General features: G+C 71.2%; 15 protein-coding genes and 1 pseudogene. 7 read left to right on the forward strand and 9 right to left on the reverse strand.

The features are described 5' to 3' along the window. Positions 1-3: 3 nt before the first annotated feature. From ACQP09_RS34085 to ACQP09_RS34115, 7 genes and pseudogenes are all read right to left on the reverse strand, one after another. The gene (locus tag ACQP09_RS34085) at positions 4-993 is read right to left on the reverse strand and encodes an AAA family ATPase (protein WP_433407055.1); all 990 of its coding nucleotides are present in this window, start codon (positions 991-993) and stop codon (positions 4-6) included. Positions 994-1,370: 377 nt separating this feature from the next. Next, a pseudogene (locus ACQP09_RS34090) lies at positions 1,371-1,757 on the reverse strand (hypothetical protein); the annotation flags it as partial. A 12-nt stretch (positions 1,758-1,769) separates the two neighbouring features. Further along, the gene (locus tag ACQP09_RS34095; protein ID WP_433407057.1) at positions 1,770-2,489 is read right to left on the reverse strand and encodes a hypothetical protein; all 720 of its coding nucleotides are present in this window, start codon (positions 2,487-2,489) and stop codon (positions 1,770-1,772) included. A 67-nt stretch (positions 2,490-2,556) separates the two neighbouring features. After that, positions 2,557-2,973 carry a hypothetical protein gene (locus ACQP09_RS34100; protein WP_433407058.1) on the reverse strand — a complete coding sequence of 139 codons (417 nt, stop codon included), beginning with the start codon at positions 2,971-2,973 and terminating at the stop codon, positions 2,557-2,559. Continuing rightward, on the reverse strand, positions 2,970-3,548 hold the full coding sequence (locus ACQP09_RS34105; RefSeq protein WP_433407060.1) for a hypothetical protein: 579 nt from the start codon (positions 3,546-3,548) through the stop codon (positions 2,970-2,972). Before ACQP09_RS34105 ends, ACQP09_RS34100 begins: the two co-directional genes overlap by 4 nt. A 293-nt stretch (positions 3,549-3,841) precedes the next feature. Next, complete coding sequence (locus ACQP09_RS34110; RefSeq protein ID WP_433407061.1) at positions 3,842-4,963, reverse strand: tyrosine-type recombinase/integrase; 1,122 nt, start codon at positions 4,961-4,963, stop codon at positions 3,842-3,844. Further along, the gene (locus ACQP09_RS34115; protein ID WP_433407062.1) at positions 4,960-5,511 is read right to left on the reverse strand and encodes a hypothetical protein; all 552 of its coding nucleotides are present in this window, start codon (positions 5,509-5,511) and stop codon (positions 4,960-4,962) included. Before ACQP09_RS34115 ends, ACQP09_RS34110 begins: the two co-directional genes overlap by 4 nt. A 346-nt stretch (positions 5,512-5,857) precedes the next feature. Between ACQP09_RS34115 and ACQP09_RS34120 the strand changes: the two genes are divergently transcribed. The 5 genes from ACQP09_RS34120 to ACQP09_RS34140 are packed head-to-tail and all read left to right on the forward strand — an operon-like array spanning position 5,858 to position 8,297. Further along, positions 5,858-6,616, forward strand: a complete 759-nt coding sequence (locus ACQP09_RS34120) for a hypothetical protein (protein ID WP_433407063.1) — start codon at positions 5,858-5,860, stop codon at positions 6,614-6,616. A gap of 23 nt (positions 6,617-6,639) precedes the next feature. Next, a complete protein-coding gene (locus ACQP09_RS34125) occupies positions 6,640-6,999 on the forward strand; it encodes a hypothetical protein (RefSeq protein WP_433407064.1) in 360 nt (119 codons plus the stop codon). Then, the gene (locus ACQP09_RS34130) at positions 6,999-7,439 is read left to right on the forward strand and encodes a hypothetical protein (RefSeq protein ID WP_433407065.1); all 441 of its coding nucleotides are present in this window, start codon (positions 6,999-7,001) and stop codon (positions 7,437-7,439) included. The genes ACQP09_RS34125 and ACQP09_RS34130 overlap by 1 nt, the downstream gene beginning before the upstream one ends. Next, entirely contained in the window at positions 7,439-7,624 is a 186-nt protein-coding gene (locus ACQP09_RS34135; RefSeq protein WP_433407066.1) for a hypothetical protein, read from the forward strand. Before ACQP09_RS34130 ends, ACQP09_RS34135 begins: the two co-directional genes overlap by 1 nt. A gap of 4 nt (positions 7,625-7,628) precedes the next feature. Then, positions 7,629-8,297, forward strand: a complete 669-nt coding sequence (locus tag ACQP09_RS34140; protein ID WP_433407067.1) for a hypothetical protein — start codon at positions 7,629-7,631, stop codon at positions 8,295-8,297. Positions 8,298-9,588: 1,291 nt separating this feature from the next. Here the strand turns inward: ACQP09_RS34140 and ACQP09_RS34145 are convergent. Both ACQP09_RS34145 and ACQP09_RS34150 read right to left on the reverse strand, forming a co-directional pair. Continuing rightward, the gene (locus ACQP09_RS34145; protein ID WP_433407069.1) at positions 9,589-10,068 is read right to left on the reverse strand and encodes a DUF6233 domain-containing protein; all 480 of its coding nucleotides are present in this window, start codon (positions 10,066-10,068) and stop codon (positions 9,589-9,591) included. 50 nt (positions 10,069-10,118) lie between these two features. Further along, positions 10,119-10,922, reverse strand: a complete 804-nt coding sequence (locus ACQP09_RS34150; protein ID WP_433407071.1) for a helix-turn-helix domain-containing protein — start codon at positions 10,920-10,922, stop codon at positions 10,119-10,121. 192 nt (positions 10,923-11,114) lie between these two features. Between ACQP09_RS34150 and ACQP09_RS34155 the strand changes: the two genes are divergently transcribed. Then, positions 11,115-11,582, forward strand: a complete 468-nt coding sequence (locus ACQP09_RS34155; protein ID WP_433407072.1) for an ATP-binding protein — start codon at positions 11,115-11,117, stop codon at positions 11,580-11,582. A 76-nt stretch (positions 11,583-11,658) separates the two neighbouring features. After that, the gene (locus ACQP09_RS34160; RefSeq protein ID WP_433407074.1) at positions 11,659-12,297 is read left to right on the forward strand and encodes a ScbR family autoregulator-binding transcription factor; all 639 of its coding nucleotides are present in this window, start codon (positions 11,659-11,661) and stop codon (positions 12,295-12,297) included. Positions 12,298-12,305: the final 8 nt, after the last annotated feature.

A 12,305-nucleotide genomic window follows, 5' to 3' on the forward strand; every position in this document is an offset into this window, starting at 1 on the left:
TGGTCAGAGGGTGGGGGCGGCCGGTCGGGCGTGGATCGGGATGTGGATCTCACCGCCACCGCAGTCGTAGTCGGTCCAGTCCTGTTCGGGGGCGAGCATCCAGCCGTTGTCCGTCGCCGCGCTGACGGCCTCCCGGATCGCCTCGGTCCTGCTGGAGTAGTCCCCGAGGTTCACCGACGCGAGCGGCATCCCGAAGTCCGCGCTGTAGGTGTCCACCGAGGCGCCCCACACCCCCTTCCCGTACTGCATGACCAGCAGGTGCGTCGCCACCATCCCGGCGTCGGCAGCCGCTTCGAGGTAGCGGGTGTGGTCGGTCTGCATGACCAGGCCCTCGTACTCCGGGAAGAACTCGGCGAGGCCCTCGTGTGCCTCCTCGTCGCCCTCCTGGGCCTTGCGCAGCACGGCGACGGCGTCGGCGATCCGCTCGGGGGCGATGGTGTCCTTGCTCATGGTGGCTCCTGTCGGGGCGGGTTCGATGTGGTGTACGGCGGTGAAGCCCTCGTGCAGCAGGGTGGGCACGGTGGCCTCCTGCGTGAGGGCGTGCTGCCAGCGCAGCGTCTCTTCGGGCACGCGCCGGTTGAGCGGGCGCAGCTCGTTGCGGGCCAGGCAGAGGTCGAGGTCGGGCAGGAAGCGCAGGGCGACAACAGGACGGCCGTGCCAGCGGGCCCTCGCGACCAGCTCCTTACGGATTCGGGGCTCCACGTTCGTGCTGTCCAAGAACACCGTCTCCGCGGCGCTCAGGTGCCACTCCAGGAGGCTGTTCTGGCGCTCTACAGCAGCCGGGGTGACGGACTGGTCGCCCGCGTCCCCGCCGATCTCGTACCGCAGGGAATCGAGGCACACCACGGCGTCGACGGCAACGGTGTCGGCGTACGTCGACTTGCCCGACGCTCCAGGGCCGACCGCGACGAGAAGCGTCCCGGGGGCCAGGTCGAGGGCCGGGATGACCAGGAAGCCCGCAGGCTCCTCGTCTGCCTCCTCCGTCCTGGTCATGACCGTCATCCCTGCCCCCCGGCCGCCTGCTTCAGCTTCGTGATGAACCGGCCGTTCGTACGCGTCTCCAGGCGGTCGAGGTATTCCTCCAGGTCGAAGCCCGAGCCCGCCCGGAAGCCCTCGGCCGGGTGGGTCCAGTCGGCCAGGTCGGCCACCTCGCGCGCCGCCCGCAGGGCGTCATCCTGGGAGGGGAAGGCGGCCAGGGCCTTGCCGGAGTAGTGGCCCAGCCGCCACGGGTTGGCCACGCCGTGGCCCTCCTCCCGGTGCTCTGCGGGCACTTCGTAGACGTGCAGGCCGGGCACCGGCTCCACGGCCGGCAGCAAGAGCGTGCCGCCTGCGGCGAACGCCATCGCGTGCTGCACGACGGGCAGGGGGGCCGGGTCCGGGTCGACAGCGGGGTGGGTGAAGCGGACGGGCTTGCCCACCGCGCGGGCGTAGCGGATCTCGGAGCGGGTGGAGTCCCCGATGTAGTCGCCGACGATCAGGACCTCGTCGGCGAGGCGGATCTTCGCCCGGTGCAGGTCGTCCAGCTCAGTCTTGAGGCGATCGACCCGGGCGGGGTCCGCCCACAGCGGGTGGGGCTGCTTGAGGTCGCACCCGGGCTTGACGACGATCCGCCCGGCCGCGGTCTCCTGGAGCTCCGCCTCGGTCATCTCGTTCATGAAGCGGGTGGAACCGCAGATGGCGACCACGATCGGGAGTCCGAGGTCCCGCTTCGCAGCGGCGAGCCGCGACTCAGGGGTGGGTAACTGCTGTGTGGGCATGGGGAGTTCTCCCTAGTTGGTGGAGGATGTCTTGGGTTGGGCAGGGTGGGGATTCTGGGGGCCGGTCGGCGGCGCCGCCAGCCGAATCTGAGGGACGTAAGCCAGGCAGCGCTGGCAAGTCGCCGGAGCGTCGGTCGGGTCCTCGTCCAGCAGGAGAGGCCTGGCGCGGCCGGGTGTCTCGCAAAGGGCGCGGCCTTCACGGTGGCGCCGACGCCGCCCGGAGACGGCCTCGGAGAGCGGAACGACGTGCCGCAGGCGCTCCCGGGCACCGCCCCGAACGCGGCCGTACCGGTTCTCACGGACGACGACCTTCACCAGGCAGCCACGGACTGCGGCACCCCACACAGCGGCCTCCGCGCGATGGCGCTCAACCGTGCGCTGTTCACGCAAGGCACGGCTCGCTTCGGCAGTCTGTGCCCGCTCCTCAACAGCAGCCTGTGCGGCGAGTTGGGTGCGCGTGACCGGCGGCTCCGGCTCAGCGTCCATGGCGATGGCCAGCAGGTACATGGTCGGCCAGTGGTTCAGAGAGAAGGCCGCGTCACCGACGATCGCCTCCGCCCACTCGCGGTTGTGGAAGTGGCGGCGGGCGTAGACGACCTTCGGGTCGACGAAGGGACCGGCCGTACGGCGGGCACGCTCACGCAGGGCCGCGATCTCGTTATCACTCAGCCGGGTCGGCCGGTCCGTGCCCTGGAGGGCCTGGAGTGTGCTCCTGGTGCTCGGCACGGTCACGGCTGCTGGTCCTCCTCGTCTTGGTCGTCGTGGTTCGGGCGCTGTCATCGCGCCGGTTCCCTTCTGATCAGTCAGGCAGGTTGATGCGGACACGGGAGTCCGGCCTGGGGCGGTCGCAGCCGAGGCAGACCGCGTCTGCCCGGCGGGTGTTGCTGGTGTCGCAGTCGGGGCACTTCCAGGCGCCGGAATCGGTGCTCGGGAGGTCGGGCAGGGGCTCCCACGTGCCGGTCAGTCGGTCCAGGGCAACCCAGGTGCCGTCCGCGCTGCGGTCGGCGTAGGCGTTGGTCTGCTGACTGCGTGCGGTCCAGAGTGTGACTCCGCCCGGGACATCGAGGTCGTCCAGGAACCGCCGGGCCTCGGCGAAGGTGGTGGAGCGCTGCTCGCGTCCGGCGACGCGGATGACCTCGGCGTCGGGCTTGGTCCGCGTGGTGCTCTCGGTGGCGTAGAAGACCTTCTTGGCGTTGCGCGGGATGCGGGTGGTCACGACTGCTGGCCCTCCTCATCCTGGTCGTCGTGGCCGGGGCGTGAACCGCCCTCCAGGTCAATGGAGTTCGGGTCGCTGATGTAGTTCTTCATGGCCGATGAGTTGGGCTCCCAGCGGAGCAGTCCGGCAGCTCGGGCAGCGTCGATGCTGTCGGCGATCCGGGAGACGGCCTTGCGGAAGATGGGAACGTTCGCGTTGTCCATCTCGTAGCCGATGGTCTTCTGCCACGACGGATTGTCCGGGTCGTACACGGGAGAGATGGGCGGCCGGGTTCCCTCCGGCCACCAGCCCTCCCGCACCCCGCGCGGAATGGCGCGGGACAGGGCGACGGTGGGGCCGTTGAGCTTGCCGACCTCTTCGCGCAGCACCCTGGAGTCGCAGTAGCCGTTGTCGCTGCCGAGAACGAGGATGGCGAACGAGCGGGCGCCGGCGGGGAGCGAGCGGAGATAGCGTTCGGCGCGCTCGACCGTCCACTCGGTGTCCGCGGTGACCGCCAGTTCATGGCGGTGCTCGGCGACCAGGCCGAGCAGCTTCTGCTCGAACTCCTCGCTCGCACCTTCAATGGTGATCTTCATGGGGCCTTCCGACAGATACTTGCCCGGTTCTCCGGGGCGTACATGGGGAGTATGCCTCGCCGGACCGTCCGCCGTATAGACCCCGGGGATTCTTGGCGGAATTCTGCACTCGTTCGGGTGATGTGGTGGACCGGTGCGTCTCGGCTCGGATAATGTGCCGTATCCGACGCCAGGGGGGCTCTGAGCTGCGGAAACATCACAGCTCAGAGCCCCCCTGACTGTCAGCCCCCGAGGCACTCCCCTTGGATCGCCGTAGACGGAAGCCTCCGCGCCGCCGCGCGTAGTGCGAGCCTTCAGCCGTTCTCGTGCGCCAGTGCGCCGGCGAGGTCGGCGCCGAGGGCGTAGCCGGGGCTGTCGTCGAGGAGTTCCTTGCGGCGGTTGTAGCGCTGGGTGGTCCGGGAGTCCTTGTGGTCGGCCCAGCGCTGGATCTTGTCGGGCCGGGCGTCCGGCTTCGCCAGGGCGTGGGTGACGGCGTCGCCCTTGACGCCGTGCGGACCGCGCGGTGTCAGCCCGGCCCGCTTGGCCAGGGAGTCCGTGAGGTGCCACACGGCTGGTTCGTCGAGCTGGCCGCCGCTGGCTGTGCAGAACAGCCATCCTGTGGTGCGGCCGTCGAGGTAGTCCTGGAGGGCGGCCCAGGCGATCGGCGGGACGGGCTTGTTCTTCCAGGAGCCGCCCTTCACCTTCACCTTGATGACGTGGTGGCCCTGGTCGTCGCCGAGGTGCTCGACCTTCGCGGTCAGCAGGGAGTCGACGCGCAGGCAGCAGGTGTAGAGCATGAGCAGCAGCGCGTACGCCCGCTTGCGGTAAGCCCGGATCCGGTGGTGGTCGCGGGCGGTGACCAGGAGCTTGGTCCACTCCTGCTCGGTGTAACCGGGAGTGGGGGAGTAGTCCGGGTCGATGACCGGCCTGCGTACGGCGTCGAAGGGGTTCTTCAGCGGGGTGTCGCTGACGACGTCGAGGTAGGCGAAGAACGAGGAGGCGGACGACAGGGCGTTGGCCCGGGAGGCGTCGCTGTAGGGCGGCCCGGTCCGGATCATCTCCCCGTGGGCCCCGCCCTTGACCCGCACCCAGGTGGGCGTCGCCTCCAGGTACATCCGGAAGGTGTCCGCCAGCGGGAACGTCACCTTCAGCGGGTGGGCCCCGTGCTCCCGGGCGAACTCCTCGAAGATGCGGAAGCCCCGGGCGTACGATCGCTGCGTGTTGGGCGAGCGCTGATGCGCGATCCACGCGGCCGCGAGGGTGGGCAGCGGATCGTCCTCGCCGTACAGACCGACCAGGTAGTCGTACAGCTTCCGCGCGTGCTCGGGCCACTGGTCGCGCGGGTCGCGGTGGAGCGTGGCCAGGGTGCCGCGTGCATCGCGGAGGACCGGCGCTCCGCCCGCCGGCGCGGAGCCCGGCACCGGTTGTGCGTTCACCCCGCACCCCCGCCGTGGTGGTAGCGGACGGGGCGGCGTGCGGCGTACCGCTCGATTCGGGAGGACAGTTCGTGCAGGGCCAGTTGCAGGGCTCCGGCCCGGTAGGCCCAGACCAGAGCGTCATCGTCCGACCTGACGGTCCACAAGCGGTCGTTGGCCAGGTCGACGCCGACGCGTGCGGCCAGGCTCTCGGCCTGGTCCAGCGCCGTACGCAGGTGCAGTCCGGCCGAGGCGTTCTCCATCAGCCCGGCTTCCGGGAGCAGCTGGTCCAGGCGGTGGAGTTCCTCCAGCCCGGCGGCCTCGGCCATGCAGTCCGCCCGGGTGCAGCGCACGCTGGCCCGGACGAGCGTCATGTCCTCCTCGCTGCTGGTGGACAGCAGGACCTCCCCGCTCTCCGCACCGCACGACAGGTCCTGGAGGAGTCCCTCCCTGACTTCCTCGCGCAGCGCGGCGAGGCCGTGCTCGGCGATCAGCGTCAGGCCCCAGCCGGTTTCGTTCTCGTGCCAGACCGCGGTCGGCGTTCCGTCGAGGCTGTACTCGATGCTCACCGTCGCGACTCCCGCCGTGCGGCCGCCGCCGCGGTGGTGGTGGCCGGAGTGCCGGAGGCCACCACCGATTGCGACATGTAGGGCGATTCACTCGAATGCAGGGCAAATTGATCGGGTGTCAGCATCCCTACAGGATAACCGTAATTATCCTGTGCGTTCCTTCCGGACACCCGAACGGGTGAATCTGGCCGAACCGTCAGAGAAGACCTGCGCATCGGATCGTCAGGCATTCCCTGCGAAGTCACTGGTCAGGAAGGCCGGACAGGAGGGAACGTCAAGCGTCCTTGACGCTACGGCGTGACAGGAATGCCTGACGCTGTCAGTTGTCAGGTGTACCTTGACGCTCATGTCTGAGACCGATGACACCACACCCGAGCGGGACCCGCGCCTGCCGCTGGTCCCGCTCGACGACGCCCGCCTCGCGCGGGCGATGACCCTCCAGCAGATCGGCACGATCGTCCTGAACGACCTGCCGACCACGGACGAGTACGACCCGGTCGGCGGAGCCCTCAACCTGGCCCGGCTAGCCGAGAAGCTGACGGAACAGGCCGTCATCATCCGCCGGGAACAGGGGGCCTCCTGGACGGAGATCGGCAAGGAAGCCGGGGTGAGCCGCCAGGCCGCCCACGACCGGTGGGGCAGCGCCGTCGAGACCTGGGTCGCGCTCGGTCAGTACCGCGAGGGAGCCCCCGACTTCACGGTGGCACAGCTCGACAGCTGGTACGCCGACATCGACCCCGAGCGCCCCGACGCGGTCAGCTCCGGACTGCCCTCCTTGCACGACCCCGCCGCCCGTCGCGCCGCCCAGGACCAGCGCGACGAGGCGAGGCGCCTGCACACCGAACTCAACACCTACCCGGAGCTGGAGAAGGAGGCGTTCAACCAATCGTTCGGGGCGACCGGCACCCCCGAACACCCGGCGCGCCGCCGGGAGTGGGCCGCCGTGCACCTGGAGCATGCCGCCCTGCTCGACCGCCTCGCCCAGGTCGAGCCGCTCGCCGCCACCGAGCACCGCCGCCGCGCCCGCACCCAGCGCTCCCTCGCAGACGAGATCGCCGCCGAGTCCACCGGCACGACCACCACCCAGGCCGAACCCGCCGCATGACCCCGGCAGAAGGCGAGACCACCATGACCAGCACCGACACCGTCCCGGCCGAGACCCTCCACCGGTGGCAGCTGCGCGGCCAGAAGCTGATCGACACCCTGCTCACCGACGCCCGGAAGCTCGGCCTGCCCCCGCTGGCCTGGACGCTCGCCGTCAGCGGCGCCGTCACCGGATCCGCCGAGCACATGAACTACACCCCCGACGAGCAGCGCGAGGCCGTCCGCCGCTGGGCCGCCCACGTCGGCGTTCCCGTCGACACCGAGCACACCACAGACCGCCGCGAGGAGCTGTACGCCGGATGGCAGATCGCGGTCGAGGGAGAGGTCGGCCCGGTGCAGGGCTGCTTCCGCGCCACCATCTTCCTGAACGAGGAGAACGCCTGATGCCCAACCTCCCCCAGCAGGCCCGGCTGCACGTCGTCGACCTCGCGGCCGCCGACGGCACGGCCGTGATCGAGTTCCTCGAACCGCGGCTGCGCGAGCAGATGGAGGGCCAGTACGGCACCCCGGCGTTTAAGACCGCTTTCGCGCTGGACGGCATCGTCCGCAGCGCGGCGAGCCGCATGGAGTACCACTGCGAGGAGCTCGCGGAGGACGACTTCCGCGACAGCCTTGATCGGTTGGACAGTCTGCACGCTGTCCAGGACGCCTGGAACATGCTGTGGCGGGCCGTGTTCCCCTGGCGCGAAGAGGACGGATACGACACCGCCCGCTGGGTGCACGTCGAGTACGTCGATCCGGCGGCCGCCGAGCGGGGCGAGGAGATGAAGGCGCGAGTCCGGGCCGAGGTCGAGGCCGAGATGCAGGCGAAGGGCGGGAGCTGATGAGCTGCACCACGGCAACACGCCCCGAGGCGCCCGCAGAGCAGCTTGAGCTGTTCCCCGTGCGGCCGCGCCCGAGCATCACCATCGACTACGCCCGCCCCGATGGCGGCGCGCTCACCGACGCCGACTTCGAGCACCTCGCCCGGCTCGCCGGTGCGGCCGCCACCACCCGAAAGAGTGGCTGATCACATGCCGCTGAACGTGCCCGTCACCCTCACCACCCCGCCGATAGACCGCCGCTACACGGTGCACACCGACCGCCAGCGCTGGAGCGCCGAGCAGCTCGCCGACCAGCCGGACGGCCGCGCAGCCCTGGAGACTGCGGTGCGCGAGGGCGTACGCAAAGCGGCGTCCACCTGCGCCTACGCCCAGCTCACTGAACCGGACATCGACCTCGCCGAGCACCCGGACGGGTCGGTGACGATGACCGGCCGCGTGCTGTGCGACGAGGCAGACTGCCACGCCGCCGCCCAGCGCCACCACTTCGACGCCGCTGAGTCGATCGAGGCCAAGGCCGCCGCCGAATGGGTCGCACAGAAGGAACTCGACCTCGCCCCCGGCGAACTCGCCGTCCACCAGGAGCATGTCCGCACGGGCTACTACGACCAGCAGGAGAAGCGCCGGGCCTCCTACGGCTTCATGGTGGTCGGCGTGCTCTGCACGGCCGCCGGCGCGGGGATGGGCCAGTACCAATACACCAAGCCCGAGGGCTCCTCCCCGGGCACCGACATCAGGGTGTGGTTCTGGCAGAACATCGACTCGCTCTGCAACTTCCTGGCCTTCCCGATGGTCGTCGCCGGGGCGCTCCTCGTGATGTTCGGCGTCGTCCGTCTCGCCATCACCGACAACACCCAGTGAACCGAGAGGCCACCATGCCGTTGTCCGTACCGCTGCTCCTCGTACCGGGAGAGCCGGACCGCCACTACACCGTCCACCTGCACCGCGTCGGCTGGAGCGTCCCCAACGTCTCCGTGCCGCTCGGCGCCGACGACCTCGCGAGGCTGGAGGACAACGCCCGCAGGTGCCTGCGGGCGGTATCCGAGTGCATCGCCGCCGAGCTGTCCGACGCCGAGGTTGAGATCATCAAGCACCCCGCCGGCGCCGAGGCGGTGGCCCGCGTGCTGTGTGCCGAGGACGAGTGCGCCGCCGTCGCCGAGAACTACCGCCGTGACGCCGACGAGGACGTCGAGGCCGAGGCCGCCCGCGCGTGGGCCGCCACCCAGCTCCAGGACCAGACTGTGGAACTCCTGAAGCTCCGCGCCGAGTGCCCCGGCGACGTTCCGGCCGGCACGCCGCTCGCCTCCCTCGCGCAGCAGCGCGCCGAGGCCGGTGAGCGTCTGCGGGCCGAGCACGACCGCGACCAGGACGCCGTCGTCGGCGACGCCCTGACGCAGCTCGCCGTGGGTGAGTCGATCCGGCGGGCCGTACGCAGCGAGCGCGGTGGCATGGTCGCGCAGGCACTGCGGCTCGGGGCGACGTGGGACCAGGTCGCGGCCGCGCTCGACACCACCGTGCTGGCGGCGGTTGACGACCTGCGGCTGTGGGCGGAAGGGCAGCGCACCCTCTATCACCAGCACCTCGCGGACGGTGCGGACATCCTGGTCGGCCTGGACGAGGACGCGTACGGCGAGGTGATGCGGTGGGTGGCGTTCGGCCTCGGGTGGGCCACCGTCGAGGCACCCGAGGCCCGTACGGAGCAGAAGAACCGTCTGCGGGCGGCGGTCGCCGCGGCGCCGATGCTGGACACCGTCGGCGAGCTGCGGGCCCTGGTGGAGCAGCTTCCCGACGAGATGCCGCTGTCTCTGGACAGCCACACCCGGGCCCTGCCCGGCGAACAGAACGAGGTCCACACCATCCACCCCCGGCTGGTCGCCTTCGTCTCTGGGCTCGCCACCGAGGCGGAGACCTCCCGGCCCGGGCTGATGCTGACCCAGGTCTTTGTCCCGTTCCCTGCCGAGGAGGAGGAGCAGGCCGCCGTCGCTACCCGCGACGACCTGCCCGCATACGACGAGCTCCCTCGCGCCGCCCATCACCTGGAGCGCGGTGAACTGCGAGCCGGGCTCAAAGACGTAGCCGCCGTAGACCGGGGCTTTGATCACCCCGGGCTCGCTCACGGCGTTCGGGGGGTTCCTAGGAAGGCCTTGGAACTTCAGGCCAGTGACTGGTCCGTGCCGCAGAGGATGCAGCCGCGAGCGTGCGGGGCGGCCATCGCCTCGCGGGCCTGGCCTTCGTCCGTGATCTCTTCGCGCCGCCCCCGGATCGACCAGCAGTCGGAGCGGTGCACCGTGGTCCGTGCGACCGCCGAGCCGGCAGCCGTCCGCTCGTACTCGACCGTCCACGCCGTCGCGGGCTCCACCCTGCGTACGGGCGGGGCCGGAATGTCCTGCTGGAGGCGGGTGGTCGGCACCCTGGAGTAGTCCGTACCGGCCAGCGGCTGCACGGAGGCCGAGGGCATCCAGGCGACGTACTCCCCGGGCACAGGACGGTCCGGGTCAGGGGCCTGCCACAGGACTACGCCGATCTTGTAGAGCCAGCCGTCCTCGGTCTGGCGCCGCTCGTGCAACCGCCCCTGGACCACCTGCCCGTCCGGCATGGCCACCGCCACCGGGGGCGGGGTGCTACCGGCCATGAGGATCCTCCCGCATCGGCCCCAGCCTACGACCGTGCGAAACGCTCCCGTCAGGGCTCCTGCGGAGCTTCCCCGACGGGAGGGTGTCCGGGCTCGCCGGTGATCACGCGCAAGCTCGGCTCGTGCATCGGCTGCCACCCCATGATCCGGACCCAGGCGGGGCTGGTGGGCGCCCCCTCCAGGTACATCGGCCTGGTCGTGCCGTAGGCGTGGCGTCGCAGGTCGGCGGTCCGCTCCCACAGAGCCCGCACCTCCGGGTCCTCACACACTTGGTCCACGATCCCCCGCAGCGCCGCGTTGGCAAGGGCGCCCTGACGCAGCTGCGCGAGCAGGGGTGGCGCCCAGTGCTCCGCCCACTGGGCGCACTGGTCCCGCCCGGGCCCAGGCAGCAGCAGATCCGTCATCACGTTCGCGCCGGGGCGGGCGGCCCAGGGGCAGGCCCGCTCCGCGCGCCGGTTGACGGCGAGGATCCCGAAGTCCGGAGCCTCCACCAGGGCGGGGAACGGCAGCCGGCGGATGTGGTCGGCGAGGTCGCCGGGGACGTCGGGGGCGGTGGGGGAGAGCAGGGGCGGGACGGGGCGTCCGGCCCAGCGGTAGAGGGCCTGCATCTCGTCGGGGTGCAGGGACAGGGCACGGGAGATCGCGGCGATGGTGTCGCTGGACATGCGGCGCTCGCCCGATTCCAGGCGCTGATAGTGGCGGACGCTGACGTCGAGGACCTCAGCCATGACGGCGGTGGTGACGGATCCGGCGGGGTCTGCGCCGAGCGGCGGGGCGGGCAGGTCGCGTACGCGCCGGCGGGCCCGCCACCGTTCCAGCAGGAGCGGCATGTCCGGCGATCGATAGCCCACCATCAGCGCTCCTGACCTCAGCAGAACCCCAAATCTACCCATATCCGTGCATGGGTGGCGGTGGCGGCCAGCCTTGGTCGCGACCAGGACGGGCCGTTCCGCTCCGGCTCCGCCGGGGTTTACCTGGAGGAAGTTCACCGACTGACCTGTCTGTCTCCGACACCGGGAGACTCACCTGTTTGGAGGAACTCCGCCATGTCGTGTCTTCTTCTGCCGCCCGTGCCCGCCTCGGTGGGCGCGGCCCGGCGGTGGGCGGCTCCGCTGCTGCCCCCGGACCTGCCCCCGGACCTGCGCGACTCGGTCGTCCTGGTCCTGTCCGAGCTGCTGACCAACGCCGTCGCCCTCACCACCGAGGGCCGGGCGGCAGCCGCCGAGGACATCGAGGTCGAGGTCTTCGTCGACCCGGCCGACGGACACGTCACGGTGGCCGTCACCGACCCCAGCGACCAGCCCCTTCCCCCGGCTCCCGTCGCGGTCGAGGCCGGAGCGGACCACGGGCGCGGACTGCTGCTCCTGGACGCCCTCGCACACTCCCACGGCTGGTCCCCCCGCGCCTGCGGCGGCAAGTCGGTGTGGGCGCAGTTCCGCCGCCGTGCCGCGGCACCCCGCCGCAACGGGCCCCGCCGGGCGGCCGCGCAGCCTGCGGGATGTGCCTGTGCCTGAGACCGGGGCGGCGGCCGTGGGCGCGGTACCGGGACCGCGGGTAGCGTCGGCGCCAGCCAAGGAGGACGTGAGGGCGATGACGCAGGAGCGCGGGGAGAGAGCCGAGCGGCGCGAGCAGACCGCGCGGCGCATCATCGAGGCCGCCGGCATCGTCATCGACCGCGAGGGCTACACGGGCGCCAGCATCCCCGAGATCCAGCGCGTCGCCGGGGTCTCGCGAGGCGCCGTCTACCACCACTTCGCGAGCAAGCAGGCCGTCGGCGACGCCGTACTGGAGCGCCAGCACGCCTTCTTCCGGCAGGTGGCGCAGGAGTCCTCCGAGCTGGCCCCCGCCCTCTGGTGCCAGGTGCTGGTGGACGTCAGCTACCGGTACACCACCGCCATCCTGGACGACGCCGTGCTGCGCGCCGCCGTACGCCTGAGCATCGAGCCGGGACCGTACCTGACCCGCGACAGCTACCAGGCCCCGCTGGAGGCCGTCGCCGCGATCCTCGCCGCCGCCCGCGAGGCCGGAGAACTCCAGGACCACGCGGACCCCGAGGAGGACGCCCTGACGCTGGTGGGCTGCTACAGCGGCGTGCAGCTCCTCGCCCTGGCCCTCACCGAGCGGGACCGGCTGCACACGCAGGTCGCGGCGATGTGGCGGATGTGCATGCCCGGGCTCGCCCGCCGAGACGTCCTGGACCGCCTGCGGCTGGATCCGCCGCACCCCTGAGCACGATC

The organism is Streptomyces sp. CA-146814 (assembly GCF_050942385.1).
Classification (GTDB): domain Bacteria; phylum Actinomycetota; class Actinomycetes; order Streptomycetales; family Streptomycetaceae; genus Streptomyces.